The 22,723-nt window shown below is 54.1% G+C and carries 23 protein-coding genes and 1 tRNA gene; 15 read left to right on the top strand and 9 right to left on the bottom strand.

Annotated features, from left to right (window positions below; all coding sequences use genetic code 11):
* The first annotated feature begins 62 nt into the window (after positions 1-62).
* Together degQ and degS are read left to right on the top strand one after the other, a co-directional pair.
* Entirely contained in the window at positions 63-1,436 is a 1,374-nt protein-coding gene (gene degQ, locus ACN1CO_RS11715) for a serine endoprotease DegQ (RefSeq protein ID WP_419139113.1), read from the top strand.
* A gap of 89 nt (positions 1,437-1,525) precedes the next feature.
* Positions 1,526-2,587: an outer membrane-stress sensor serine endopeptidase DegS gene (gene degS, locus ACN1CO_RS11710; protein WP_419139112.1), complete on the top strand. Its 1,062-nt coding sequence runs from the start codon at positions 1,526-1,528 to the stop codon at positions 2,585-2,587.
* Between the two features lie 151 nt (positions 2,588-2,738).
* Here the strand turns inward: degS and epmA are convergent, their stop codons facing one another.
* Positions 2,739-3,716, bottom strand: coding sequence for an elongation factor P--(R)-beta-lysine ligase (gene epmA / locus ACN1CO_RS11705; RefSeq protein ID WP_090963854.1), 978 nt, complete (start codon positions 3,714-3,716; stop codon positions 2,739-2,741).
* Positions 3,717-3,851: 135 nt separating this feature from the next.
* On the opposite strand from epmA, the gene ACN1CO_RS11700 reads away from it, so the two are divergent.
* A complete protein-coding gene (locus ACN1CO_RS11700) occupies positions 3,852-4,376 on the top strand; it encodes a lipocalin family protein (RefSeq protein WP_419139111.1) in 525 nt (174 codons plus the stop codon).
* A gap of 55 nt (positions 4,377-4,431) precedes the next feature.
* Here the strand turns inward: ACN1CO_RS11700 and ACN1CO_RS11695 are convergent, their stop codons facing one another.
* The 3 genes from ACN1CO_RS11695 to efp form a co-directional block, all read right to left on the bottom strand.
* Entirely contained in the window at positions 4,432-4,566 is a 135-nt protein-coding gene (locus tag ACN1CO_RS11695) for an entericidin A/B family lipoprotein (RefSeq protein ID WP_003848302.1), read from the bottom strand.
* Between the two features lie 102 nt (positions 4,567-4,668).
* Complete coding sequence (locus ACN1CO_RS11690) at positions 4,669-4,800, bottom strand: entericidin A/B family lipoprotein (protein ID WP_003848306.1); 132 nt, start codon at positions 4,798-4,800, stop codon at positions 4,669-4,671.
* Between the two features lie 51 nt (positions 4,801-4,851).
* Positions 4,852-5,418, bottom strand: a complete 567-nt coding sequence (gene efp / locus ACN1CO_RS11685; RefSeq protein WP_010251979.1) for an elongation factor P — start codon at positions 5,416-5,418, stop codon at positions 4,852-4,854.
* A 43-nt stretch (positions 5,419-5,461) separates the two neighbouring features.
* Here efp and epmB point away from each other — a divergent pair, with 43 nt between their 5' ends.
* Positions 5,462-6,490 (top strand): EF-P beta-lysylation protein EpmB, encoded by a 1,029-nt coding sequence (gene epmB, locus ACN1CO_RS11680; protein WP_115387982.1) that lies wholly within the window; start codon positions 5,462-5,464, stop codon positions 6,488-6,490.
* Positions 6,491-6,543: 53 nt separating this feature from the next.
* On the opposite strand, the gene ACN1CO_RS11675 is transcribed toward epmB, so the two are convergent.
* The 5 genes from ACN1CO_RS11675 to ACN1CO_RS11655 all read right to left on the bottom strand — a co-directional run bounded on the left by ACN1CO_RS11675 (position 6,544) and on the right by ACN1CO_RS11655 (position 10,250).
* Positions 6,544-6,891, bottom strand: coding sequence for a DUF4156 domain-containing protein (locus ACN1CO_RS11675; protein WP_010251983.1), 348 nt, complete (start codon positions 6,889-6,891; stop codon positions 6,544-6,546).
* Between the two features lie 303 nt (positions 6,892-7,194).
* Positions 7,195-7,350, bottom strand: coding sequence for a YegP family protein (locus tag ACN1CO_RS11670; RefSeq protein WP_010251985.1), 156 nt, complete (start codon positions 7,348-7,350; stop codon positions 7,195-7,197).
* A gap of 217 nt (positions 7,351-7,567) precedes the next feature.
* A complete protein-coding gene (gene groL, locus ACN1CO_RS11665) occupies positions 7,568-9,217 on the bottom strand; it encodes a chaperonin GroEL (RefSeq protein ID WP_010251987.1) in 1,650 nt (549 codons plus the stop codon).
* A 49-nt stretch (positions 9,218-9,266) separates the two neighbouring features.
* Positions 9,267-9,560, bottom strand: a complete 294-nt coding sequence (locus ACN1CO_RS11660) for a co-chaperone GroES (RefSeq protein WP_179897327.1) — start codon at positions 9,558-9,560, stop codon at positions 9,267-9,269.
* Between the two features lie 228 nt (positions 9,561-9,788).
* Positions 9,789-10,250, bottom strand: a complete 462-nt coding sequence (locus tag ACN1CO_RS11655) for an FxsA family protein (protein ID WP_175501487.1) — start codon at positions 10,248-10,250, stop codon at positions 9,789-9,791.
* 328 nt (positions 10,251-10,578) lie between these two features.
* On the opposite strand from ACN1CO_RS11655, the gene aspA reads away from it, so the two are divergent.
* The 11 genes from aspA to ACN1CO_RS11600 all read left to right on the top strand — a co-directional run bounded on the left by aspA (position 10,579) and on the right by ACN1CO_RS11600 (position 22,723).
* Entirely contained in the window at positions 10,579-12,015 is a 1,437-nt protein-coding gene (aspA, locus tag ACN1CO_RS11650; RefSeq protein ID WP_419139110.1) for an aspartate ammonia-lyase, read from the top strand.
* Between the two features lie 111 nt (positions 12,016-12,126).
* Positions 12,127-13,428 (top strand): anaerobic C4-dicarboxylate transporter, encoded by a 1,302-nt coding sequence (locus ACN1CO_RS11645; RefSeq protein WP_419139109.1) that lies wholly within the window; start codon positions 12,127-12,129, stop codon positions 13,426-13,428.
* Between the two features lie 64 nt (positions 13,429-13,492).
* Positions 13,493-13,807, top strand: coding sequence for a divalent cation tolerance protein CutA (cutA, locus tag ACN1CO_RS11640; protein ID WP_419139108.1), 315 nt, complete (start codon positions 13,493-13,495; stop codon positions 13,805-13,807).
* A complete protein-coding gene (locus tag ACN1CO_RS11635; RefSeq protein WP_419139107.1) occupies positions 13,783-15,483 on the top strand; it encodes a protein-disulfide reductase DsbD in 1,701 nt (566 codons plus the stop codon). Before cutA ends, ACN1CO_RS11635 begins: the two co-directional genes overlap by 25 nt.
* Before the next feature lie 63 nt (positions 15,484-15,546).
* Complete coding sequence (dicD, locus tag ACN1CO_RS11630) at positions 15,547-16,122, top strand: division control transcriptional repressor DicD (protein WP_419139106.1); 576 nt, start codon at positions 15,547-15,549, stop codon at positions 16,120-16,122.
* Between the two features lie 107 nt (positions 16,123-16,229).
* Positions 16,230-16,305: transfer RNA gene (locus ACN1CO_RS11625), tRNA-Phe, on the top strand.
* 1,028 nt (positions 16,306-17,333) lie between these two features.
* The gene (locus tag ACN1CO_RS11620) at positions 17,334-17,918 is read left to right on the top strand and encodes a fimbrial protein (RefSeq protein ID WP_419139105.1); all 585 of its coding nucleotides are present in this window, start codon (positions 17,334-17,336) and stop codon (positions 17,916-17,918) included.
* Positions 17,919-17,971: 53 nt separating this feature from the next.
* Complete coding sequence (locus ACN1CO_RS11615) at positions 17,972-18,652, top strand: molecular chaperone (protein WP_307746873.1); 681 nt, start codon at positions 17,972-17,974, stop codon at positions 18,650-18,652.
* A 20-nt stretch (positions 18,653-18,672) separates the two neighbouring features.
* On the top strand, positions 18,673-21,201 hold the full coding sequence (locus ACN1CO_RS11610; RefSeq protein ID WP_419139104.1) for a fimbria/pilus outer membrane usher protein: 2,529 nt from the start codon (positions 18,673-18,675) through the stop codon (positions 21,199-21,201).
* Positions 21,192-21,710, top strand: a complete 519-nt coding sequence (locus tag ACN1CO_RS11605) for a fimbrial protein (protein WP_419139103.1) — start codon at positions 21,192-21,194, stop codon at positions 21,708-21,710. Before ACN1CO_RS11610 ends, ACN1CO_RS11605 begins: the two co-directional genes overlap by 10 nt.
* Positions 21,707-22,723 (top strand): fimbrial protein, encoded by a 1,017-nt coding sequence (locus ACN1CO_RS11600; RefSeq protein ID WP_419139102.1) that lies wholly within the window; start codon positions 21,707-21,709, stop codon positions 22,721-22,723. Before ACN1CO_RS11605 ends, ACN1CO_RS11600 begins: the two co-directional genes overlap by 4 nt.

Genomic DNA, 22,723 nt, shown 5'->3' with positions numbered 1-22,723 from the left:
ACCGCAAAGGACTGTCACACTTATTAATTCCTCCCACCTTTTGCAGCGAGAGCGTTGTAGCAATGAAAAAACAAGCACGCCTGTTTAGCGCATTAGCCCTGAGTATTGGGATGAGTCTTGCCGCCGCGCCAGACGCGATGGCAACGCTGCCAGCACAAATTGCGGGCCAGCCGCTGCCGAGTCTGGCACCGATGCTGGAGAAAGTGTTGCCCGCCGTGGTCAGTGTTCACGTTGAAGGCACCGATTCTGGTGCGCAGGCTCAGGATATCCCTGAACCACTGAAACGCTTTTTCGGCCAGATGCCTGGTGGAAATACGCAGCCCCAGCCGTTTGAAGGCTTAGGTTCTGGCGTCATCATTGATGCCGCCAAAGGCTACGTGCTGACCAACAACCACGTGGTTAACGGTGCGGATAAGATCAACGTACAGCTTGGCGACGGCAGCGAATATGAAGCCAAACTGATCGGCCATGATGAGCAGACCGATATCGCGCTGATTCAGATTCAGGGCGCAAAAAACCTCACGCAGGTGAAAGTCGCAGATTCTGATCAGCTGAAAGTGGGTGATTTCGCGGTGGCGATCGGTAACCCGTTTGGCCTGGGACAGACCGCCACCTCCGGGATTATCTCTGCGCTGGGTCGCAGCGGCCTGAACCTGGAAGGGCTGGAAAACTTTATTCAGACTGATGCTGCCATTAACCGCGGCAACTCAGGCGGTGCGCTGGTCAACCTGAACGGCGAGCTGATCGGTATTAACACCGCCATTCTCGCCTCCAGCGGCGGTAACATCGGCATCGGCTTTGCTATCCCAAGTGATATGGCGATGAACCTCGCGCAGCAGCTGATCAAATATGGTGAAGTGAAGCGCGGTCAGCTCGGCATTAAAGGCACTGAAATGACGGCCGATATGGCTAAAGCGTTCAATGTCGATGCGCAGCGTGGCGCCTTTGTTTCTGAAGTCTTACCGCAGTCTGCCGCGCAGAAAGCGGGCGTGAAGTCAGGCGATATCATTACATCGATCAACGATAAGCCGATTACCAGTTTCGCTGAGCTACGCGTAAAAGTGGGCACCACACCGCCAGGCGAGCAGGTTAAGCTCGGCCTTCTGCGCGAAGGTAAGCCATTGACGGTTACCGTTACGCTGGAGCAGAGTTCGCAGACCACCGCCAGCGCACAGCTGATGTCACCTGCACTTCAGGGCGCAACGCTGAGTGATGGACAGACGAAGACCGGTGATAAAGGCGTGAAGGTCGATACCATCGAAAAAGGCACTCCGGCTGAACAGGTTGGTCTGCAGAAAGATGATGTGATTATCGGCGTTAACCGCAGCCGGGTTCAGAACATTGCTGAACTGCGTAAAATTCTGGAAGGGAAACCGCCGGTACTGGCACTGAATGTGGTGCGCGGCGATGAAACTATCTATCTGTTGTTGAGATAAACCTCGCATTCCGGCGGACACAAGCACGTGTGTGTCCGCCGCTCTCATGCTATTCTCCCCTGCGATCTCCCCTGGCGTGATTTAACACCATGTTTCTTAAACTTTTGCGTGCCGTGGTGCTGGGCCTGATTGTGGCGGGTATTTTGCTCGCAGCACTGCCTGCACTGCGTATGGGCAGCGACGCCCTCTATAACCACGAAAGTATTACCGACGAAACGCCCTTTAGCTTTAATCAAGGGGTGCGACGCGCTGTGCCTGCCGTTGTGAACGTTTACAACCGTAGCGCCCACGGCAACAACAATCGTGGCATCACGACCCTGGGTTCCGGGGTGATCATGAATGTAAAAGGCTACATCCTTACCAATAAGCATGTGATCAACAATGCCGACCAGATTATCGTGGCGCTGCAGGATGGCCGCTTCTTTGAAGCGACGCTGGTCGGTTCCGATGGCATGACCGATCTGGCGGTTCTCAAGATTACGGCCTCCGGCCTGCCCGTTATCCCGATTAATCCAGACCGCCAGCCGCATATCGGTGATGTGGTGATGGCGATCGGCAACCCCTATAACCTCGGTCAGACGGTGACGCAGGGCATTATCAGCGCCACGGGCCGCGTAGGTCTGAGTTCGTCAGGCCGACAGAACTTCCTGCAGACCGATGCCTCAATCAACCAGGGTAACTCCGGCGGTGCGCTGATTAACTCGCTCGGCGAGCTGATGGGCATTAACACTCTGACGTTTGATAAGAGCAATGATGGTGAAACCCCGGAAGGGATTGGTTTCGCCATTCCAACCGTCTTAGCCTCGAAAATCATGGATAAGCTGATTCGTGATGGTCGGGTGATCCGCGGCTATATCGGCATTACCGGGCGTGAGTTACCGCCACTGCACGGACAGGGCAGCAGCCTGGATCGGGTTCAGGGCATTATTGTCAGCGTGGTCACGCCAGACGGGCCAGCGGATAAAGCCGGGATTCAGGCCAATGATGTGCTGCTCAGCGTTAACGGCAAGCCGGCAATTTCCGCGCAGGAGACGATGGATCAGGTGGCAGAAATTCGCCCGGGTTCAGTGATTGATGTGCAGGTACTGCGAAACGATCAGAAGCTGACGCTACCGGTGACCATTCAGGAATTCCCGGACAACAGTAACTAGCTAAAACCCGAGCCAGGTCAGGGATGGCCCGGCTGATCGCAAAGAAGGCCGCCATCCATGGCGGTCGGCCTCGCCATCCTGGCTCGGATGCTTTGCTCTTCATCCGGGCCAACCCTTCCCCACTATTCCGTCATCGTTTGTGAATAACGGATTAGCAACGATCCACCGGAAACGCGATCACTTCACTCAATGACTCCGCTTTCAACGCCAGCATGATCAGACGATCAATACCCAACGCGACACCGGAACAGGCTGGCATACCATGCGCCAGCGCATCCAGCAGATAAGTATCAATGGGATGCACAGGCAGGCCGCGTGCCGCACGGCGACGGTTATCCTGCTCAAAGCGCTGACGCTGCTCGCGGCTGTCGGTCAGTTCACGGAAACCGTTCGCCAGCTCAATGCCCTTGTAATAGACCTCGAAGCGTTCAGCCACACGGTGATCTTCCGTACTGATCTCCGCCAGTGCCGCCTGGCTGGCCGGGAAATGATAAACGAAGCAGGGTTTATCCTGACCAATCTTCGGTTCCACGCCCAGCATAAACAGCAGCATCAGCAGGGTATCGCGATCCTCTTCTGCACGCGCCAGCTCGCCTTCACCCAACTTCTCAGCCGCTTCACGCAGCTGCGCTTTATCTGCTGACAACGGATCCAGCTCCAGATGGCGGATAAAGGCCTGCTGATAAGAGAGCGACTCTGCGCTGTCACACTCCAGCACCTGCTGCATCAGATCGTCGACTTCGTTCATCAGACGGTACATGTCGTAATGCGGCCGGTACCACTCCAGCATGGTAAATTCCGGGTTGTGGTGACGTCCCGCCTCTTCATTGCGGAAGCTGCGCGCCATCTGATAGATCGGACCACTGCCCGCCGCCAGCAGGCGTTTCATGTGATATTCCGGGCTGGTCATCAGCCAGAGATCGCGCCCCTGCGCAGCGCCAGGGCCGACAAAACGCGTCTGGAAAGGCACCAGATGGATATCGGTAATGGTGGCCTGGCTCATCGCCGGCGTATCCACTTCCAGCACGCCGCGATCGGCAAAGAAACGACGCACTTCTGCTAAAATAGCGGCGCGTTTTAACAAATTGGCGATGGATGCGCTTGGTTGCCAGCTTGCCGTTTCGCTCATGGTGATGACTCCTGATACAAATTAGGGGGGGAAGTCTACCTGCAATGCCTGCGGCAAACAATCTCGTGCCCGTGCTGCCAAAAACAGCGTTTCGGCTTCTATACTTAAGCGGTTAAATCACAAAGGAATCCCACTATGTCTCCATGGAAAACAGTTGTTGCCAGCCTGAGTGCTTTTCTCTCAGTTGCCTGTAGCACCACGCCGCCAAAGAACGTCACGGTCATTGATAACTTTGACAGTCAGCGCTATCTCGGTCAGTGGTATGAGATTGCCCGCCTTAACCACCCTTTTGAGCGCGGTCTTGAACAGGTGACGGCAAACTATAGTCCGCGTGAAGATGGCGGCCTGAAAGTGATCAATCGTGGCTATAACGTCAAAAAGCAGCGCTGGCAGGAGAGCGTCGGTAAAGCCTACTTCACTGGTGAACCCCAGCGAGCTTCTCTGAAAGTCTCTTTCTTTGGCCCCTTCTACGGCGGCTACAACGTTATCGCCCTGGACCCCGACTATCGCTATGCGATGGTGTGCGGCCCGAATCGCCACTATCTCTGGATACTGTCACGGACACCTCAGCTGGAGCCAGGCGTAAAAGAGAAACTGGTTGAGCAGGCGCGTCGGGATGGTTTCCCGGTTGAAGAATTAATCTGGGTAAAACAGAAATAGTGCAGAAAATGACAAGCCGGTACGAAAAGCCTTTCGTACCGGTTGGAATCACAGGTTACTTCGTGCTGTTCTGAATCGCCTGGCCACCCGCTTCGACATCTTCGCCTACGCCACGCGTGGTATTACACGCCGTCAGCAGAGAAGAGAGCACCAGTACAGAGAAGATTGCGGCAATACTTTTCTTTAACATAACAATGTCCTTTTTGATGGATGTAAAGTACAGCGCTTTAAGCATAGCCGGATTTCAGGCAGTTGCTGCTGGCGGGACTCTAAAAAGGACAATCAGTTACGGTCATTTTGCCGCACGCGAAATGGCACCACCTAAGTGAGAGACATCTTCGCCAAAACCGTGGAATGTGTTGCAGGCGCTTAGCGCAGAAGAGACCAGCAACGCGAACGCGATTAATTTTGCCAGTTTGATCATTTTTTTCTCTCAGACAAGAAAAAGGCGCACCAGAAGATGCGCCTGCGAATCTTATTTCACGCGTGACACGTATTCGCCAGAGCGGGTGTCAACTTTGACCACTTCGCCCTCTTGCACGAACAATGGCACTTTCACTACGGCGCCGGTAGACAGCTTGGCTGGCTTGCCGCCAGTACCCGCCGTATCACCTTTCAGGCCTGGATCGGTTTCGATAACTTCAGCTTCGATAAAGTTCGGCGGCTGAACGGCGATTGGACGACCGTTCCACAGCGTAACGATACATTCAGCGTTATCCTGCAGCCATTTTGCTGCATCGCTTACCGTCTTCTCTTCAACCTGGAACTGCTCAAAGCTTTCCGGGTGCATGAAGTGGTAGAACTCGCCGTCGTTGTACAGGTAGTTCAGGTTGGTATCTACAACGTCTGCGCCTTCGGCGGAGTCGGTAGATTTAAAAGTTTTCTCAACGCGAGAACCCGTCAGCAGGCGACGCATTTTAACGCGTGCGAATGCCTGACCTTTACCCGGTTTAACGAACTCACTGGATTCGATGGCATACGGCTCGCCTTCGAACATGATTTTAAGACCGGGACGGAAATCGTTGCTAGAATAAGTCGCCATGAAGGCCCTCTACGAAAATTGACACTGGTACTAAGCCAAAAAAATGGCACACATTGTAACCCTAAAAACACCTTCCAGAGAAGATTGGTTGCAGCAACTTGCGGATGTTGTCACCGAACCTGATGAATTACTGCGGATTTTAGCCCTTGATCAGCACACCGAGCTGGCTGAAGGTGCGGATGCGCGGCGTCTTTTCGCCTTACGTGTACCGCATGCGTTCATCCGCCGGATGAAAAAAGGCGATGCGCACGACCCGCTGCTGCTTCAGGTACTGACCCGCCGCCAGGAATTCACTGATGCGCCAGGTTATAGCACCGATCCGCTCGATGAACAAAGCAACGTTGTACCTGGATTGCTGCATAAATACCGAAACCGGGCTTTATTGTTGGTAAAAGGCGGCTGCGCCGTCAACTGTCGCTACTGCTTCCGCCGTCATTTCCCCTATCAGGATAATCCCGGCAACAAGCGTAGCTGGCAGGCTGCACTGGACTATATCGCCGATCATCCCGAGCTGGATGAGATCATTTTCTCCGGCGGTGACCCGCTTATGGCGAAAGATCATGAGCTCGCCTGGCTTATCGCCGCGCTGGAACAGATCCCCCATCTGAAACGTCTGCGCATCCACAGCCGCTTACCGGTGGTGATACCGGCGCGCATTACCGAGCAGCTCTGTCAGATGTTAAGCGAGACGCGTCTGCAGGTGGTGATGGTGACGCACATCAACCATGCGCAGGAGATTGATGATGAGCTGCGTGAGGCGATGAGTAGCCTGAAGCGTGCTGGAGTGACCCTGCTGAATCAGAGCGTGCTATTGCGTGGCGTCAACGATAATGCGCAGACGCTAGCCACCCTGAGCAATGCACTATTTGATGCCGGCATCCTGCCCTACTATCTGCACGTGCTGGATAAGGTACAGGGTGCGGCGCATTTCTTTGTGTCAGATGACGAGGCCCGCCAGCTGGTGCGTGCACTTCTGTCACAGGTCTCCGGCTATCTGGTGCCAAAGCTGGCGCGTGAAATTGGCGGAGAGCCAAGTAAAACACCGTTAGATTTACAGTTACGTCAGGAATAAAAACGGCCAGCAAAAGGCTGGCCGGTTCAATATGGCAGACTGCCTGACTCACATTATGGGCACTTGTAGACCTGGCCGGTCATTTTGCTGTCGAGTGGCGCAAACGCGGACAACAGGTTCTGCGTCGGACTGGTTGCTCCATAAATCACGTTACCGCCCATCTCCGCTGCGCGATTGCGCAGGTCGTTAGCTGCGCCACGCAGTGCGCTGGTTTCGCCGCCTGCACCGCTCAGCCAGTTGCTCTGTGAGCCGGTAATATTGCCCAGAAGCTGACAGGTATTGCCAGGCTGCTGATCGGTAAACGTCACGCGCTGTCCTGCTGAAGAGAGTTGCGTAGAGCTGCTGCAGCCCGCCAGCAATAACGCGCCAGCCGTCAGTCCGAGCAAGAGGTTAATCCGCATTGTAATCCCCATTTATTATCATCAGAGTCGGGTGGCAGCGTAGCAGAAAAAGGATTTTTCTTTCTGCACATTCATTGCCCTTATCCCGTTATATCGTCTCAATATTTCACGCCGCTTGCAGGCTGGCAAGCGTGCCGATGCTGGTGAATAAAATGAAGCCAGTCGATCAGTCGGCGCAGCCGCAGACAGCGTGACATATCAAGAGGAAAGACGAACGATTGCGCCTTACTTATACTATTTTCCCACCCAAAAGAAAAACCCCCGACCGTTTCCGATCGGGGGTGATGTCAGAGCGTGATGCCCTTAACCGGTGTAGCCATTACGTCGTGCATTTTCGATGCAATCGGCTTTGTTAACGTAGCCCTGACTGGCGGCGCCGGTAATATTGCCGTTGGGCGCCGTTCTTCTCCAGCGCCACTTGTGTGCCTCGTCCTTATAAAATTCCCATTTATCGTGCATTTTTATTTTCCTTAATCTGCTGTTTATCCCTTTCAGAGCGCGCTATTTCGCGCCGGGATCCACGTTAGAGCATCCCGCCCTGACTAAACCATGATGCAGAACATAAAAAAAGTTAATGGGTTTTTCCTGCTGCTGCCAGCATTCAGACGCTGAAAAAGAAAAACCCCCGACCGTTTCCGATCGGGGGTTCTTTGATGACTTAAGCAGTCAACGGCAATTACATCATGCCGCCCATACCGCCCATGCCACCCATACCGCCAGCGCCGCCGCCTAAATCAGGTGCGTCGCCTTTTGGCAGGTCAGTGACCATACATTCGGTTGTGATCATCAGACCCGCAACAGAGGCCGCGTACTGCAGAGCAGAACGGGTCACTTTGGTTGGGTCCAGGATACCGAAGTCGATCATGTTGCCGTACTCTTCAGTCTGCGCGTTGTAACCGTAGTTACCGTCGCCCGCTTTCACGTTGTTAGCGACAACAGATGGCTCTTCACCGGCGTTAGAAACGATCTGACGCAGTGGAGATTCCATCGCGCGCAGCGCAACTTTGATACCGACGTTCTGATCTTCGTTCTGACCACGCAGATCAACCAGCTGTGCTGCAACGCGAACCAGCGCCACACCACCACCAGCAACCACGCCTTCTTCTACAGCAGCACGGGTTGCGTGCAGCGCATCTTCAACGCGGGCTTTCTTCTCTTTCATTTCAACTTCAGTTGCTGCGCCGACTTTCAGAACGGCTACGCCGCCTGCCAGTTTCGCTACGCGCTCCTGCAGTTTTTCTTTGTCGTAGTCAGACGTTGCTTCTTCGATCTGCTGACGAATCTGGGTTACACGGCCCTGGATTGTCGCTTCTTCACCTACACCATCGATGATGGTGGTGGTGTCTTTGTTGATCACAACGCGTTTCGCCTGGCCCAGATCTTCCAGAGCCGCTTTTTCCAGTTCCATACCGATCTCTTCAGAGATCACGGTACCACCGGTCAGGATAGCGATATCCTGCAGCATAGCTTTACGACGGTCGCCGAAGCCTGGCGCTTTAACCGCAGCCACTTTCACGATGCCGCGCATGGTGTTAACCACCAGCGTTGCCAGCGCTTCGCCTTCAACATCTTCCGCGATGATCAGCAGTGGTTTGCCTGCTTTCGCAACGGCTTCCAGTACTGGCAGCATTTCGCGGATGTTAGAAATTTTCTTGTCAGCCAGCAGGATGAACGGAGATTCCAGTTCAATCGCGCCAGTTTCTGGCTTGTTAATGAAGTAAGGAGAAAGGTAGCCGCGATCAAACTGCATACCTTCAACCACATCCAGCTCGTCCTGCAGGCCGGTGCCTTCTTCAACGGTGATCACGCCTTCTTTACCCACTTTCTCCATCGCCTGAGCAATCAGCTGGCCCACGGTTTCATCGGAGTTAGCAGAGATAGTACCAACCTGCGCAATCGCTTTAGAGTCTGAGCAAGGCACAGACAGCGCTTTCAGTTTCTCAACCGCAGCGATAACGGCCTGGTCGATACCGCGCTTCAGGTCCATCGGGTTCATACCCGCTGCGACCGCTTTCAGGCCTTCGGTGATGATAGACTGTGCCAGAACGGTTGCAGTGGTGGTACCGTCGCCCGCAGCGTCGTTCGCTTTAGAGGCCACTTCTTTCACCATCTGCGCGCCCATGTTCTCGAACTTGTCTTCCAGTTCGATTTCACGTGCCACAGAAACACCATCTTTAGTGATGGTCGGTGCACCAAAAGATTTATCCAGAACCACGTTACGGCCTTTCGGGCCCAGGGTAACTTTTACTGCATCTGCCAGTACGTTCACGCCACGCAACATTTTTACGCGTGCGTCATTACCGAATTTTACGTCTTTAGCTGCCATCTTTAAATATCCCTTAAATTCGTTTCGTTCAGTGAATTACGCGTAAAAATTACGCTTCAACAACGGCCAGAATGTCGCTCTCAGAGATGATAAGCACCTCTTCGTTGTCGATTTTCTCGGTTTTAGCGCCGTAACCTTCACTGAAGATCACGACGTCGCCAACCTTCACGTCCAGCGGCTTAACATCACCACTCTCAAGGATGCGGCCATTGCCGACAGCCAGGACTTCACCACGGGTGGATTTACCGGCTGCAGAACCGGTCAGCACGATGCCGCCAGCTGATTTAGCTTCAACTTCTTTACGCTTGACGATGACGCGATCGTGCAATGGACGAATTTTCATTTGATAGCTCTCCTTTGAGAAGTCCAATCATTCAGTTTTGGGGTTGATCACCGGTCTGCATGGCTTCCGGCCTCGTGACCAGAGAGATAGGGCCGCCACCACCCACTTTCAAGGGGGCGGACAACAAATTTTTTACCCTGATGTGATAACTGGTGGCTTTTTAAACAGATGATGAGACAAATAAAAAACGCAACCCGGAGGTTGCGCTTTCAGAGGCGATAAGTGCGGTTAACGATCCTTGTGATCGTCATGGTTCTCGAGGCGATCGGTGTTTTTACGCTCGAACTCGCCATCCATGGTGTAGCCGCTGTCCGGCCCCGCTCCTGGCCCGCGCCAGACACGCAGATGGGGCATCAGCTTCAGCGTCAGATGCTTCTGCACCGGAGGCAACAGCAGCAACAGGCCCAGCAGATCAGTGAAGAAGCCTGGCAACAGCAGCAGGAAGCCCGCAATGATCAGCGATACGCTTTTGATCATCTCATTGGCCGGGCTTTCGTTACGCGCCAGCTTCTCCTGCATCAGCATAAAATTCTTCATGCCCTGATTTTTGACCAGCGACACCCCGATGCACGAGGTGAAGACCACCAGCAGCATAGTAAGCAGCACGCCCATGACATGTGCCACCTGAATGAAGAGTGAAATCTCGATCCAGGCCAGAACAAAAAAGACTAATAACGGTATCCAGCGCACCGTACTCTCCTGTAAGTAGGGGCTGAACGGCAGCGTGCCGCTCAGCAGAAAGCGTTCATCCTGAGGATGATAAGAAAAGAGATGGGCACCCGCGCCGCCATTTTCAACCGATCGTGTCAAATTTATCCTGCGGGGTTAATTTTGTAACCAACTTCACATATCGTTAACCAGACTGCAGCATTAAGTGATCTGCATGCGTGCTTTTCTTATGCATCAGAATATGATCGCACACGCCCATTTGAAGACGGATAATATGTCGGCACGGGTACACCACGACAAAATAAACACATCCTTTGTGATGGTTAGCGGCAACAACAAGAAGGTTATCATGGCGAACAACATTCGTATCGAAGAAGACCTGTTAGGTATGCGCGAAGTTCCGGCGGATGCCTATTATGGCGTTCATACTCTGCGTGCGATTGAGAATTTTTATATCAGCAACAGCAAAATCAGCGACATACCTGAATTTGTACGCGGTATGGTGATGGTAAAAAAAGCGGCGGCGATGGCCAACAAAGAGCTGCAGACCATCCCGCGCAACATTGCCGATACCATCATTAAGGCCTGCGACGAAGTGCTGAACAACGGTCGCTGTATGGACCAGTTCCCTGTGGATGTCTATCAGGGCGGGGCCGGGACCTCGGTCAACATGAACACCAATGAGGTACTGGCGAACATCGGCCTTGAGCTGATGGGCCACCAGAAAGGGGAATATCAGTACCTCAACCCCAACGATCATGTGAATAAGTGCCAGTCCACCAACGACGCTTACCCGACCGGCTTCCGCATTGCGGTTTACAGTTCGCTGCTGAAACTGCTTGATGGTATCAGCCAGCTGGCCGAAGGCTTCCAGCACAAAGCCGATGAATTCCAGACCATCCTGAAAATGGGCCGCACCCAGTTGCAGGATGCCGTGCCAATGACCCTCGGTCAGGAGTTTCACGCCTTCAGCGTGCTGCTGAACGAAGAGACCAAAAGCATTCTGCGCACTGCTGAACTGCTGCTGGAAGTGAACCTGGGTGCGACCGCCATCGGCACCCGCCTCAATACGCCGGAAGGCTATCAGCATCTGGCGGTACAACGCCTGGCGGAAGTCAGCAACCTTCCCGTGGTACCGGCGGAAGACCTGATTGAAGCGACCTCTGACTGCGGGGCTTATGTGATGGTCCATTCATCACTGAAACGTCTGGCGGTGAAACTCTCTAAAATCTGTAACGACCTGCGCCTGCTCTCCTCCGGACCACGCTCCGGCCTGAATGAAATCAACCTGCCAGAGCTGCAGGCGGGTTCCTCTATCATGCCGGCCAAGGTCAACCCGGTCGTGCCGGAAGTCGTCAACCAGGTCTGCTTCAAAGTGATCGGTAACGACATCACCGTCACAATGGCCTCTGAAGCGGGTCAGTTGCAGCTCAACGTGATGGAGCCGGTGATTGGCCAGGCGCTGTTTGAATCAATCAGCATCCTGACTAACGCCTGCTACAACCTGCTGGAGAAGTGCGTCAACGGCATTACCGCCAACCGCGCGGTGTGCGAAGCCTACGTCTTCAATTCGATTGGTATCGTGACGTACCTCAACCCGTACATCGGCCACCACAATGGCGATATCGTTGGCAAAATCTGTGCGGAAACCGGTAAAAGCGTGCGAGAGGTGGTGCTGGAGCGCGGACTGCTGACGGAAAGTGAGCTGGACGATATCTTCTCGGTGCAGAACCTGATGTACCCGGTTTATAAAGCCAAACGTTATACCGATGAAAACGAACAGTAAGGCTTAACCGACACTGGTTAACCAAAGGCACACCGCGATCAACACGGTGTGCCTTTTTTTTTGTTAAACAGCACACCCAGGTTTTACCGGTTTAATTTTCAGGAGTGATTCATGTTTGTGGTTGAGCTGCTTATCGTCTTGATGGCGATCTGGTTGGGCGCCCGTCTTGGCGGCATTGGTATCGGGTTCGCCGGCGGAATGGGCGTGCTGGTCCTGACGCTGGGATTTGGCATGGCGCCTGGCACTATCCCGTTTGATGTGATTGAAATCATCATGGCGGTGATCGCCGCAATCGCCGCCATGCAGGTGGCGGGCGGCATGGATTATCTGGTGAGTCTGGCGGAACGTCTGCTGCGCCGTCATCCGCGCCATGTCACGCTGCTGGCCCCGCTGGTCACTTACCTGATGACGCTGCTGGCCGGTACCGGACACACCGCCTTCTCAACACTACCGGTGATTGCGGAAGTGGCGAAGGAGCAAGGCGTCCGCCCTTCCCGGCCGCTGTCGATTGCGGTGGTGGCTTCTCAGATCGCGATTACCGCTTCACCGATTTCAGCGGCGGTGGTCTTCTTCGCCACCCTGCTTGAACCGCGCGGCGTCAGCTATATCACGCTGCTGGCGATTGCTATTCCTTCAACCATGGTGGGTCTCTTCCTGGCAGCACTGGTGACCAACTTCCTGGGCAAAGAGCTTAAGGATGATGAGGTCTATCAGGCTCGCCTTGCCAAAGGCGAAGTGACGCTGCGCGGCGCCAGCGTCTTCCAGGCAAAACCGGGCGCGAAAAAGTCTGTACTGCTGTTTCTGATCGGTATTGTTGCGGTGGTGCTCTATGCCACCGCGACCAGCGCCAGCGTCGGGCTGATCGCCAATCCGCCGCTGCCACGCAATGAAGCGATTGTGGTGTTTATGCTGACCATCGCCACGCTGATCAGCCTGACCTGCAAACTCGACACCAGCGAAATCCTCAGCGCCAGTACTTTTAAATCCGGCATGAGCGCCTGTATCTGCGTGATGGGCGTCGCCTGGCTGGGCGATACCTTTGTGAAAGCGCATCTGACGGATATTCAGATGCTGGCAGGTGATGCACTGAAAACCTATCCGTGGATGCTGGCGCTGGTGCTGTTCTTCGCCTCAATGTTGCTCTATTCGCAGGCTGCTACCACCAAGGCACTGATGCCCGCCGCGCTGCTGCTGGGCGTCACCCCGCTCACAGCCATCGCTTCCTTCGCGGCAGTTTCGGCGCTGTTTGTGCTGCCGACCTACCCGACCCTGCTGGCCGCCGTTGAGATGGATGACACCGGCTCAACCCGTATTGGCAAGTTTGTCTTTAACCACGCCTTTATTATTCCCGGGGTGATCGCCATTGCGCTGTCGGTGCTCTCTGGCTTCGTGTTTGGCGGATTGCTGTTGTAGCACCGTCATCGTGTTACTGATGGAGCGTGCTATCATCGGCGCTCTTTAAAACAGGAGTTACAGGATGAATGCGGTCGTTATCCTCTGCACTGCGCCCGATCAGGCCACGGCGGAGCACCTTGCTGGCTTAGCGCTGCAAGCCCGGCTGGCGGCCTGCGTGACAATGCTGCCGGGCGCCACCTCCTGGTATCTCTGGCAGGGCAAAATGGAGCAGAACAGCGAAGTCCAGATGCTGCTGAAATGCGACAGCGATCATCAGCAGGCGCTGTGTGATCTGCTCAAAGAAGCACACCCTTACGACGTACCCGAACTGCTGGCGCTGCCGGTTCAATATGGAGACAGTGAATACTTGTCATGGCTGCACGCATCTCTCGCTTAATTACGCTCCTGCTGACGCTGTTTATCTGCCTGCAGGCGCACGCATCACTCTTTTCAAACCCGGCGACCAGCCGCTTTGTGCCGGTCGATCAGGCGTTTACGTTTGACTTCGACCAGCAGGGCGCGCAGCTCAACCTGCACTGGAAAGTGAAATCGGGTTACTACCTCTATCGCCAGCAGATCCGCATCACGCCGCAGAACGCGACCATCGCGCCGCTGACGTTGCCCGCCGGTCAGCCGCATGAAGATGAATTCTTTGGCAAAAGTGAGATCTATCCGCAGGACCTGACGCTGCCGGTGACGCTGCAACAGGCAGGCCCTGATGCCACGCTCAGCGTGACTTATCAGGGCTGTGCCGCCGCAGGATTCTGTTATCCGCCGGAGACACGCAGCGTACCGGTGAGTGCGGTAGCAGCCAGCAGCGCGCCAGCGCCGGTCAGTGCTCAGCCTGCGCCCGCCAGCCCATTGCCCTTTTCCCCGCTCTGGGCACTGCTGATCGGCATCGGCGTGGCCTTTACACCCTGTGTGCTGCCGATGTATCCGCTGATCTCCGGCATTATCCTGGGCGGTAATCGCCACTATTCGCTGGGCCGACTGTTTGCGCTGGCGATGGTCTATGTTCAGGGGATGGCGCTGACTTACACGCTATTAGGGATGGTGGTCGCAGCAGCGGGATTACGCTTCCAGGCCGCGTTGCAGCACCCCTACGTGCTGTTCACGCTCTCCCTGCTGTTTATCGTGCTGGCCCTGTCGATGTTCGGCCTGTTTACGCTGCAACTGCCCTCCAGCCTGCAAACCCGCCTGACCCTGTGGAGCAATCGCCAGCAGGGCGGATCGCTGCCCGGCGTCTTCCTGATGGGCGCGCTGGCAGGATTGATCTGCTCGCCCTGCACCACGGCCCCGCTCAGCGCCATTTTGCTCTACATCGCGCAGAGCGGAAATCTGTGGGCCGGTGCCGGGACGCTGTGGCTTTATGCGGTCGGGATGGGCTTACCGCTGATCGCCGTGACCCTGTTTGGTAACCGGCTGCTGCCGAAAAGCGGCCCGTGGATGCAAACCGTTAAAGAGGGCTTCGGCTTTGTCATTCTTGCGCTGCCGGTCTTCCTGCTGGAGCGGGTGCTGGGCGAAGCTTGGGGATTGCGACTCTGGAGCCTGCTCAGCGTGGCGTTCTTCGGCTGGGCGTTCAGCATCAGCCTGCGCGCCAGCAGCGGTAAGTGGCGCGTGGTGCAGATTCTCATGCTCGCCGCTGCGCTGATTAGCGCGCGTCCGTTGCAGGACTGGGCCTTTGGCGGCCCGGCCGAACAGCATGCGGTGGCCCCGCTGCCGTTCCAGAGCCTCCAGACGCCGCAACAACTCGATAGTGCGCTGCAGCAGGCTCGCGGCCGCATCACCATGGTCGATCTTTATGCTGACTGGTGCGTCGCCTGCAAAGAGTTTGAAAAATATACCTTTAGTGATAGCTCCGTGCGCGATAGCCTGAGCAAGGTACAGCTGCTACAGGCTAACGTCACCGCTAACAGCGCCAGCGACAACGCGCTGTTGCAGCATCTTCAGGTGCTGGGCTTACCGACGATTTTGTTCTTTGATGCGCAGGGCCGTGAAATCCCTGGTTCGCGCATCACCGGTTTTCTCAATGCCGCCGACTTCCGGGCGCATTTGCAGAAACTTACCCCGTAAACAACACTGGAGTCAGGTCATTGCCCGGTGAATGACCGGGCCTGCATACCAGAGGAGAGTCACTTGCAGCGTGAACAGATACTCGAGCATGCATTAAATGTGCTTGAACAGAACGGCCTCGCCGCCACCCTCTCATTGGAGACCCTGGCGGGTTCCGACTTAAGTCAGGAGCAGCTTAAGCTGTTCTGGCCCGACCGTGACGCCCTGCTCTACGATGCGCTGCGCTATCACGGGCAGCAGATTGAAACCTGGCGACGCCAGATCCTGCTGGATGAGTCGCTGTCGCCGGATCAGAAGCTGATGGCACGCTACGAAGTCCTGAGTGAGCAGGTCAGCAAAGGACGCTTTCCGGGCTGCCTGTTTATCGCCGCCTGCAGCTTCTACCCGCAGCCCGATCAGCCCATCCATCAACTGGCAGAGCAGCAGAAAAGCGGCTCATGGCAGTTCACCCATGACATTCTGGTGGAGCAGGGGCTGGATAACCCCAGCATGGTGACCGATCAGATGGAGCTGATCCTTGAAGGCTGCCTGAGCAGGCTGCTGGTGAAGCGCAATGTGCAGGATGTCGCCACCGCCCAGCGCCTGGCGGAGGATGTCTATAGCATTGCGCTGTGCCGCAAAAATGGCGCGCTGGCCTGAGGTTTTACCCGCTTTGACTGAAATTCAGGCAATCAGTCACGTTTCCAGGGGTTTTTTAGTGAAAGCCGTTGACGACCCGCGGCCTTTACGGTTTAATGCGCCCCGTTGCCCGAATAGCTCAGTCGGTAGAGCAGGGGATTGAAAATCCCCGTGTCCCTGGTTCGATTCCGGGTTCGGGCACCATATTTAAAGAACCCGCCTCTGGCGGGTTTTTGCTTTTGTGGAGCGAACCCGTTATCGAAGGTTCGATACACTCGCCACATCCTGTGGCTCACCCTCCGGGTCGCGCGAAACCGCGCGATGCAAAAATGCTCCCGGCATTTTTGTCCGGGTTCGGGCACCATATTTAAAGAACCCGCCTCTGGCGGGTTTTTGCTTTTGTGGAGCGAACCCGTTATCGAAGGAATGAACGAACCTCCGCTGAGGTCTGTTTTTTTGCGTCATGTTTATGTCACCTCAACCCTTTCTCACGCCCTCTTCCGTACAGGTACGCCATTCCACCGTTGTCCGACAGACCTGCATGTCAGGCATGACAGCGACAACCTCTGAACTGCCCCTCTATTATTTCCCTCTGTTCGCTTCTATGAACTTATCAGCGCTGTCAGCGGCCATCTCTGCCTGGATCCGGCGATCACGCTATCTGTCATAAACAGTGAGCCTGCTGATTACTCTTTGTCCGGGCTAGCCCCATTTTATTCGATAGTCCGGAATGGTTTTTTTAAAATCATTACAAACGATCTTTTCTGATCTTTATCAAGGCATACTCTGTGGACAGGAGAGATAACTTACCTCTCTTTCATTGCGATAAATGCACACATAAAATACTTCTCAAATGAGAATGAAATTATCTCCAACCCTGATAAATATTATTGCATTTATAACTCTCACTATTTTTTATTAAAAAATAAATAACTCATTAACATGAGCGCCCAATATACAACACTTATTCCTCAATACTCAGGCCGCATAATAAAAAATAACAGGCTCTTTTTTCTTAAATAAATTACAATGCCCCCATCTTATTATTAAGAGGAGGGCAACACCCCGCATACAGCACAACACCATAAAAAATAATAAAGAAAAAAATAAATTATATATAAAACATCAACTCCGATACTTTCGTAAATTTACAATAAAACTATTTTTTATATTTATTGTCAGTCGTCATTTACAAAACACAACAAAGCAAACTCAATAATAAAGGTGATCACATGAAATTGGAATTTAATAAAAAAACCCTTCTGGTATTCGGTGTTTCAGCGCTGTTCCCGGTGGGCGCAGCTATGGCAGCAACAACCAGCGGTGGTTCTGTCAATTTTAACGGAAGCGTTGTGACATCAGCCTGTGCCATCAGTGCCAACAGCGCAAACATTGATGTTGATATGGGTGAAGTGCGTACGGCTACGCTGGCCACTGCAGGCAGTGAAGCAAGCGTGGCTAAAACGTTTTCTATCGCCCTTGAGGATTGCGCAATTGCTGATATCTCAAAATCTACAGATGAGAATCCTATTGCGGCCACCACTGTTGCAGTGACCTTCTCAGGTACGCCAGACAGCAATGATGCTAACAGCCTGGCAGCAGGTGTAAACGGCGGCGCAGCATCAGCGCAGAATGTGGCCATTCGTCTTTATGACGAGCAGGGCAACGTCGTAAAACTGGGCGAAGCGGCTACAGCAACCCCACTGCGTAAAGGCGCTAACACACTGAACTTTAGCGCTAAATATTATTCACCAACCGGTGGCGCGACTGCGGGCGATGCCAGTGCCGTTGCCACTTACACCGTAACCTACTCGTAATCATCATGCCCGGTTTAACGACCGGGCATGAATAGACGTTCAGGAGAAAAATAATGCGTTCTTTAAGCTGGGTTTGTCTGGCTGCCACATTGTTTTCATCGGCGGTACACGCTGGTGGAGTGGGGTTAGGGGCGACACGTATGGTCTACTCCGCTGATGCAAAACAATCAACATTGCAGGTCAGAAATACGCACGCACAGGCCTCGTTTTTAATTCAATCCTGGATGGAAACTGCCAGCGGGGAGCGCACGCAGGATTTCGTTATTACGCCGCCGCTTTATGTTTTAAAACCAGCAACCGAAAGCGTGGTAAAGATTATCTTTAATGGTCGTTCTCTGCCGCAGGATCGTGAATCCCTGTACTGGATAACGGTTAAGGCTATTCCTCAGCAAACAAAAAATAGTGCAGGTAACTCTCTGCAGTTCGCCTCTGCGAATCGTATTAAGGTATTTTACCGTCCCGCTTCACTTCCGGGTAATGCTAACGAAGCATGGAAAAAAATTACCGGTGAATACAGCGCGGGCAAAGTTGTGCTGCGCAACCCAACGCCCTGGTTCATTACCACGATCAATCTCAACGTTGATGGTAAGGCGGTTAAGCCTGTGATGTTGCCACCTGAATCAAGTACCACGCTGGAGGAGAAATTCAGCCGGGCTACATCGCTGACTTTTCAGACCATCAATGACTACGGTGCATGGACACCTGTAACCCGCGTCCCGTTGAACCGTAAATAAACTCATTGAGGAATGCTCGCGTGAAAATGAAAATCGTTTGTGCGGTGGTGGCTTTCCATGCCATGCGGTATACCGCAGCCGCGGAGAGCGATTTACACTTTAACCCCGCCTTCCTTAATGGCGAGAGCGCGTCAGTGGCTGATTTATCCTGGGTGAATACAGGTAGTGCCTTACCGCCAGGCGAATATAATATCAACGTCTATATCAACAAGAATTATGCCTTCACGGGCAACGTCATCTTTGCGGTGGATAAATCCAGCGGGCAGGAGGTCACTGCAGCCTGTCTCACAGCCAGTCAGCTGGATGCGCTCGGCGTCGACATGTCACAGGCAGAGGGTGTCAGCCTGCCGCTGGCAAAACAGTGCTATTTCCTCAACACGCTGTTTCCCGGCAGCAGCGCGGACTATGAACCGCAAACCCTTACGCTCAACATCACTGTATCGCAGAGCAGGATGCGCAATCTGCCACGCGGCTACGTCAGTCCGGAAAACTGGGAACATGGCATCCATGCCGGGTGGCTGAACTATGTCATTAACGGCTCAAATAACACCTATAAAGGGGATACCAAAACTCGCGATCAGCAGCTGTTTGCCAGCCTGAACAGCGGCATAAATATTGGCGCATGGCGGCTGCGCGACTATACCACCTGGACCAAAGACACGAATGAGCTGAACCATGTACAGACCTGGCTGCAGCGCGATGTTCCGGCGCTGGGCGCACAGCTTTATGCCGGAGAAACTTACACCTCATCTCAGGTGTTTGACTCCGTCGGTGTCCGCGGGCTGGCGCTTAAAACGGATGAAAACATGCTGCCTGCAAGCCTGAGTGGTTACGCGCCCGAAGTTCGGGGGATTGCGCGCAGCAATGCTATCGTCACCGTACGACAGAACGGCAATGTTATTTATCAAACCAGCGTATCGCCCGGGCCATTTGTGCTCAGCGATCTCTATCCCACCTCTTCGGGTGGGGATCTCTCTGTCACTATCAGGGAGAGCGATGGCTACGAAACTCAGTTCAATGTGCCTTTCGCCAGCGTGCCTAATCTGGTCCGCAGCGGCCAGGTTAAATATGCCCTCAGTGCGGGAAAATTCCAGCCGGTCAATAATCAGGATGCGCCGACGTTTGCCCAGGGTGAACTCTTTTATGGCTGGCGCTATGGACTGACCTTTTATGGTGGCGCTCAGCTTTCCGAGCGTTATCGCGGGGTTGCAGCGGGCATTGGTCAGAACCTGGGCCGCCTGGGTGCCTATTCGCTGGATGTTACCCATGCCCGGAGCCAGCTTGCAGATGATAAGCGCTATACGGGCGACTCCGTACGCCTGCGCTACAGCAAACTGCTCAACGATATCGGGACACGCGTAAATTTCTATTCGCTGCGTTACTCCACACAAGGGTTCTATAACCTCAGCGATACGGCTTATAAAAGAATGAGCGGTGGCAGACCAGAACAGGTCGTGGAAGCGGACGGCACTGTCACCACCCGCTATGAAAATCTCTACGACCTTCGGATGTCACGCAAGGCCAGAAACCAGCTACAGCTCTCGCAGCCGATGGACGAATATGGCTCTCTGTCGCTCTCCTGGGATCAGCAAACCTACTGGCATACGTCGAAAACGACACAGGGGATTCAGTTTGCATGGAATACGACATTCCGATCTGCCTCGCTGGGCGTGAGCTTCCAGCGCAGCACCAGTCTGTATGATGACAGTAAAGATAACATTCTGGCCTTGTCGCTCTCGATACCCTTTGGCAATGCTAAGAATTCGACACGCGCACGTTTTTCCACCACTCAGGGGAAATCAGCAGGAACAACCTACAGCGGTGGCGTCAGTGGTTATGTGCCTGGAAAAGATGAACTTTATTACAGCGTAAATCAGCGCTACAACGCACAGAAACAGTATGGCGGCGATGCTGCACTGCAATATAAAGACCATCGGGGCCAGTACAACCTGGGTTACAGCTACGGGCGTGATGCCCGGAATCTCAGCTATGGCATCAGCGGTGGTGCCGTTTTACACGAAGATGGTTTGACGCTGAGCCAGCCGCTGGGCAATACCAATATTCTGATCAAAGCACCCGGAGCCAGCGAGGTTGCGGTTCTTAATCACCGCAGTATTAAAACCGACAGCCGGGGTTATGCCGTCATCCCCTACGCCACGCCCTACCGCGTTAATCGGGTCGGCCTCGACGCCACGACCGCAGGCAGTGATGTGGAACTCGATAATGCCATCATCAGTAAAACACCAACCGACGGCGCACTGGTGCGAGCCACTATCACCACGCAACAGGGTGCAAAAGCGATGTTTGTCTTACGCCAGAACGGCAAGGAATTGCCTTTTGGTACCGTCGTCGCGTTAGCAGACAGCGAGGTCAGCAGCATTGTGGGTGATGGTGGCAGCATCTATTTATCGGGTCTGCCGTTGAAAGGTACGCTTAACGCAGTCTGGGGCAAAGATAATACGGCCCGTTGTTCTGTTCGCTATCAGCTCAATAAGCAGGATTTTAACGCCCGCACGGGCCTCTATTCTCTGGAGGGAGCATGTCAGTAACAACCCGCCTGGTATGCATCGTACTTCTGTTCGCCTGCACGTGGCCGGTGCGGGGTTACGATGTGCTGGTTTCGGTAACGGGTAATTTGATTGCCAACACCTGCGTCGTTGCTGCCGACTCACTGGAGAAAAATGTCCCGCTTGGCGATATCGGTACCAGACAATTAAGTAAAGCGGGCGCGGTAAGCAATATTAAAACTCCCTTCACGCTCACGCTGGAAGCGTGCGGCCCCACCTTTTCAGGCGTGAAGATCCGCTTTAGCGGCACGCCGGATGATATCGATCCGCGACTAATCAAAGTGGCAGAGGGCGGAGCGACAGGCGTGGCGGTGCAAATCCTCGACAAAGATGGCGCGCTTGTCCCACTCGATACCCAGACGACCGCCTATGGTGTGGAGGGGAATGACAGCGTGCAGATGAATTTTTATGCCCGATTAATCGCCACAACTGCCGAGGTTAATGCTGGCAACGTTTCAGCCATCGCCACCTGGACTACGGAGTATCAATGATGCGTATTTTACTACTGCTTGCCTGCTTTCTTACCTCTGCCAGTGTTCTGGCTCTGGACTGGAAATCAGACATCACGCTATCTCCTCAGCCAATGGAATATTCCGGGCCGGCAGACTCTGTTACGCCAGGTGAAATCATTGGTTCAACCTGGAGCGCGACAGCCGATGTAAAGGAAGTGTTCTGGTGCGGACTGGTATGGACCTGCTCAAAGGGCACGCTTGAGCCCTCCCCATCGGCCATATCCAGCGGCATGACGGTCACCGTTGATGGCGTGAACTACACAATTTTTGAAAGCGGCATACCCGGCGTGGGCTACATTATTGGTCTCAAAGATTTTAACGGATCGGAATATACCCCGTTGCAAACGGGCATCACGCAGAGCTACCCGGCCCCCGGTACATCAGGCTTTGCCCAAAACCTGGGCTGGTCAGCAAAAGTGACCTTTATTAAAACGGGAACGGCGTTGAAATCGGGTCTGTATACAACGCCCACTATCCAGGCTGCCATTCTGACGGCCTACAATAATGAAACCAAAACAGCGCAGGTCATTATCAACCCCACCACCATCACGGTGGCCGCCAGCGGCTGTACGGTCAACACCAAAAGTGCGAACGTCGATCTGGGCACGCTGGATATCCGCACACTTTCAACCGTGGGTAGCACCTCACCTTCGGGGACGTTCAACGTCACGCTCACCTGTGATCAAAACATCGCGGTGAATGCGGTCATGACCGACCAGACGAACCCTGCTAACAGTTCATCGGTTGTGACACTGACCGGCGACTCTACCGCTTCAGGCGTGGGCGTACAGTTCTTCTACAACGGTATCGGTCCTCTGAGTCTGGGACCGGATAGTACCGCTGATGGCACGCTCAACCAGTTCTTTATCCAGACAACCTCATCGGCTAAACAGGTATTATCCCTGCCCTTCCAGGCGCAATATATCCGTACAGGCGATCTGGTACCCGGAAAGGCTAACGCACTGGCGAGTATTACCTTTTCCTATCAGTAA

This window comes from Pantoea sp. R13S299 (assembly GCF_048515925.1).
Taxonomy (GTDB): domain Bacteria; phylum Pseudomonadota; class Gammaproteobacteria; order Enterobacterales; family Enterobacteriaceae; genus Pantoea.
The sequence above is the reverse complement of the archived record's forward strand: the minus strand, read 5'-3'. Positions and strand labels throughout refer to the sequence as shown.

What these genes read in the sequence shown, in the direction of transcription:
- degQ (WP_419139113.1), top strand. Translation starts at nt 63, where the DNA reads ATGAAAAAACAAGCACGCCTGTTTAGCGCATTAGCCCTGAGTATTGGG.
- degS (WP_419139112.1), top strand. Translation starts at nt 1,526, where the DNA reads ATGTTTCTTAAACTTTTGCGTGCCGTGGTGCTGGGCCTGATTGTGGCG.
- epmA (WP_090963854.1), bottom strand. Translation starts at nt 3,716, where the DNA reads ATGAGCGAAACGGCAAGCTGGCAACCAAGCGCATCCATCGCCAATTTG.
- ACN1CO_RS11700 (WP_419139111.1), top strand. Translation starts at nt 3,852, where the DNA reads ATGTCTCCATGGAAAACAGTTGTTGCCAGCCTGAGTGCTTTTCTCTCA.
- ACN1CO_RS11695 (WP_003848302.1), bottom strand. Translation starts at nt 4,566, where the DNA reads ATGTTAAAGAAAAGTATTGCCGCAATCTTCTCTGTACTGGTGCTCTCT.
- ACN1CO_RS11690 (WP_003848306.1), bottom strand. Translation starts at nt 4,800, where the DNA reads ATGATCAAACTGGCAAAATTAATCGCGTTCGCGTTGCTGGTCTCTTCT.
- efp (WP_010251979.1), bottom strand. Translation starts at nt 5,418, where the DNA reads ATGGCGACTTATTCTAGCAACGATTTCCGTCCCGGTCTTAAAATCATG.
- epmB (WP_115387982.1), top strand. Translation starts at nt 5,462, where the DNA reads ATGGCACACATTGTAACCCTAAAAACACCTTCCAGAGAAGATTGGTTG.
- ACN1CO_RS11675 (WP_010251983.1), bottom strand. Translation starts at nt 6,891, where the DNA reads ATGCGGATTAACCTCTTGCTCGGACTGACGGCTGGCGCGTTATTGCTG.
- ACN1CO_RS11670 (WP_010251985.1), bottom strand. Translation starts at nt 7,350, where the DNA reads ATGCACGATAAATGGGAATTTTATAAGGACGAGGCACACAAGTGGCGC.
- groL (WP_010251987.1), bottom strand. Translation starts at nt 9,217, where the DNA reads ATGGCAGCTAAAGACGTAAAATTCGGTAATGACGCACGCGTAAAAATG.
- ACN1CO_RS11660 (WP_179897327.1), bottom strand. Translation starts at nt 9,560, where the DNA reads ATGAAAATTCGTCCATTGCACGATCGCGTCATCGTCAAGCGTAAAGAA.
- aspA (WP_419139110.1), top strand. Translation starts at nt 10,579, where the DNA reads ATGGCGAACAACATTCGTATCGAAGAAGACCTGTTAGGTATGCGCGAA.
- ACN1CO_RS11645 (WP_419139109.1), top strand. Translation starts at nt 12,127, where the DNA reads ATGTTTGTGGTTGAGCTGCTTATCGTCTTGATGGCGATCTGGTTGGGC.
- cutA (WP_419139108.1), top strand. Translation starts at nt 13,493, where the DNA reads ATGAATGCGGTCGTTATCCTCTGCACTGCGCCCGATCAGGCCACGGCG.
- ACN1CO_RS11635 (WP_419139107.1), top strand. Translation starts at nt 13,783, where the DNA reads ATGGCTGCACGCATCTCTCGCTTAATTACGCTCCTGCTGACGCTGTTT.
- ACN1CO_RS11620 (WP_419139105.1), top strand. Translation starts at nt 17,334, where the DNA reads ATGAAATTGGAATTTAATAAAAAAACCCTTCTGGTATTCGGTGTTTCA.
- ACN1CO_RS11615 (WP_307746873.1), top strand. Translation starts at nt 17,972, where the DNA reads ATGCGTTCTTTAAGCTGGGTTTGTCTGGCTGCCACATTGTTTTCATCG.
- ACN1CO_RS11605 (WP_419139103.1), top strand. Translation starts at nt 21,192, where the DNA reads ATGTCAGTAACAACCCGCCTGGTATGCATCGTACTTCTGTTCGCCTGC.
- ACN1CO_RS11600 (WP_419139102.1), top strand. Translation starts at nt 21,707, where the DNA reads ATGATGCGTATTTTACTACTGCTTGCCTGCTTTCTTACCTCTGCCAGT.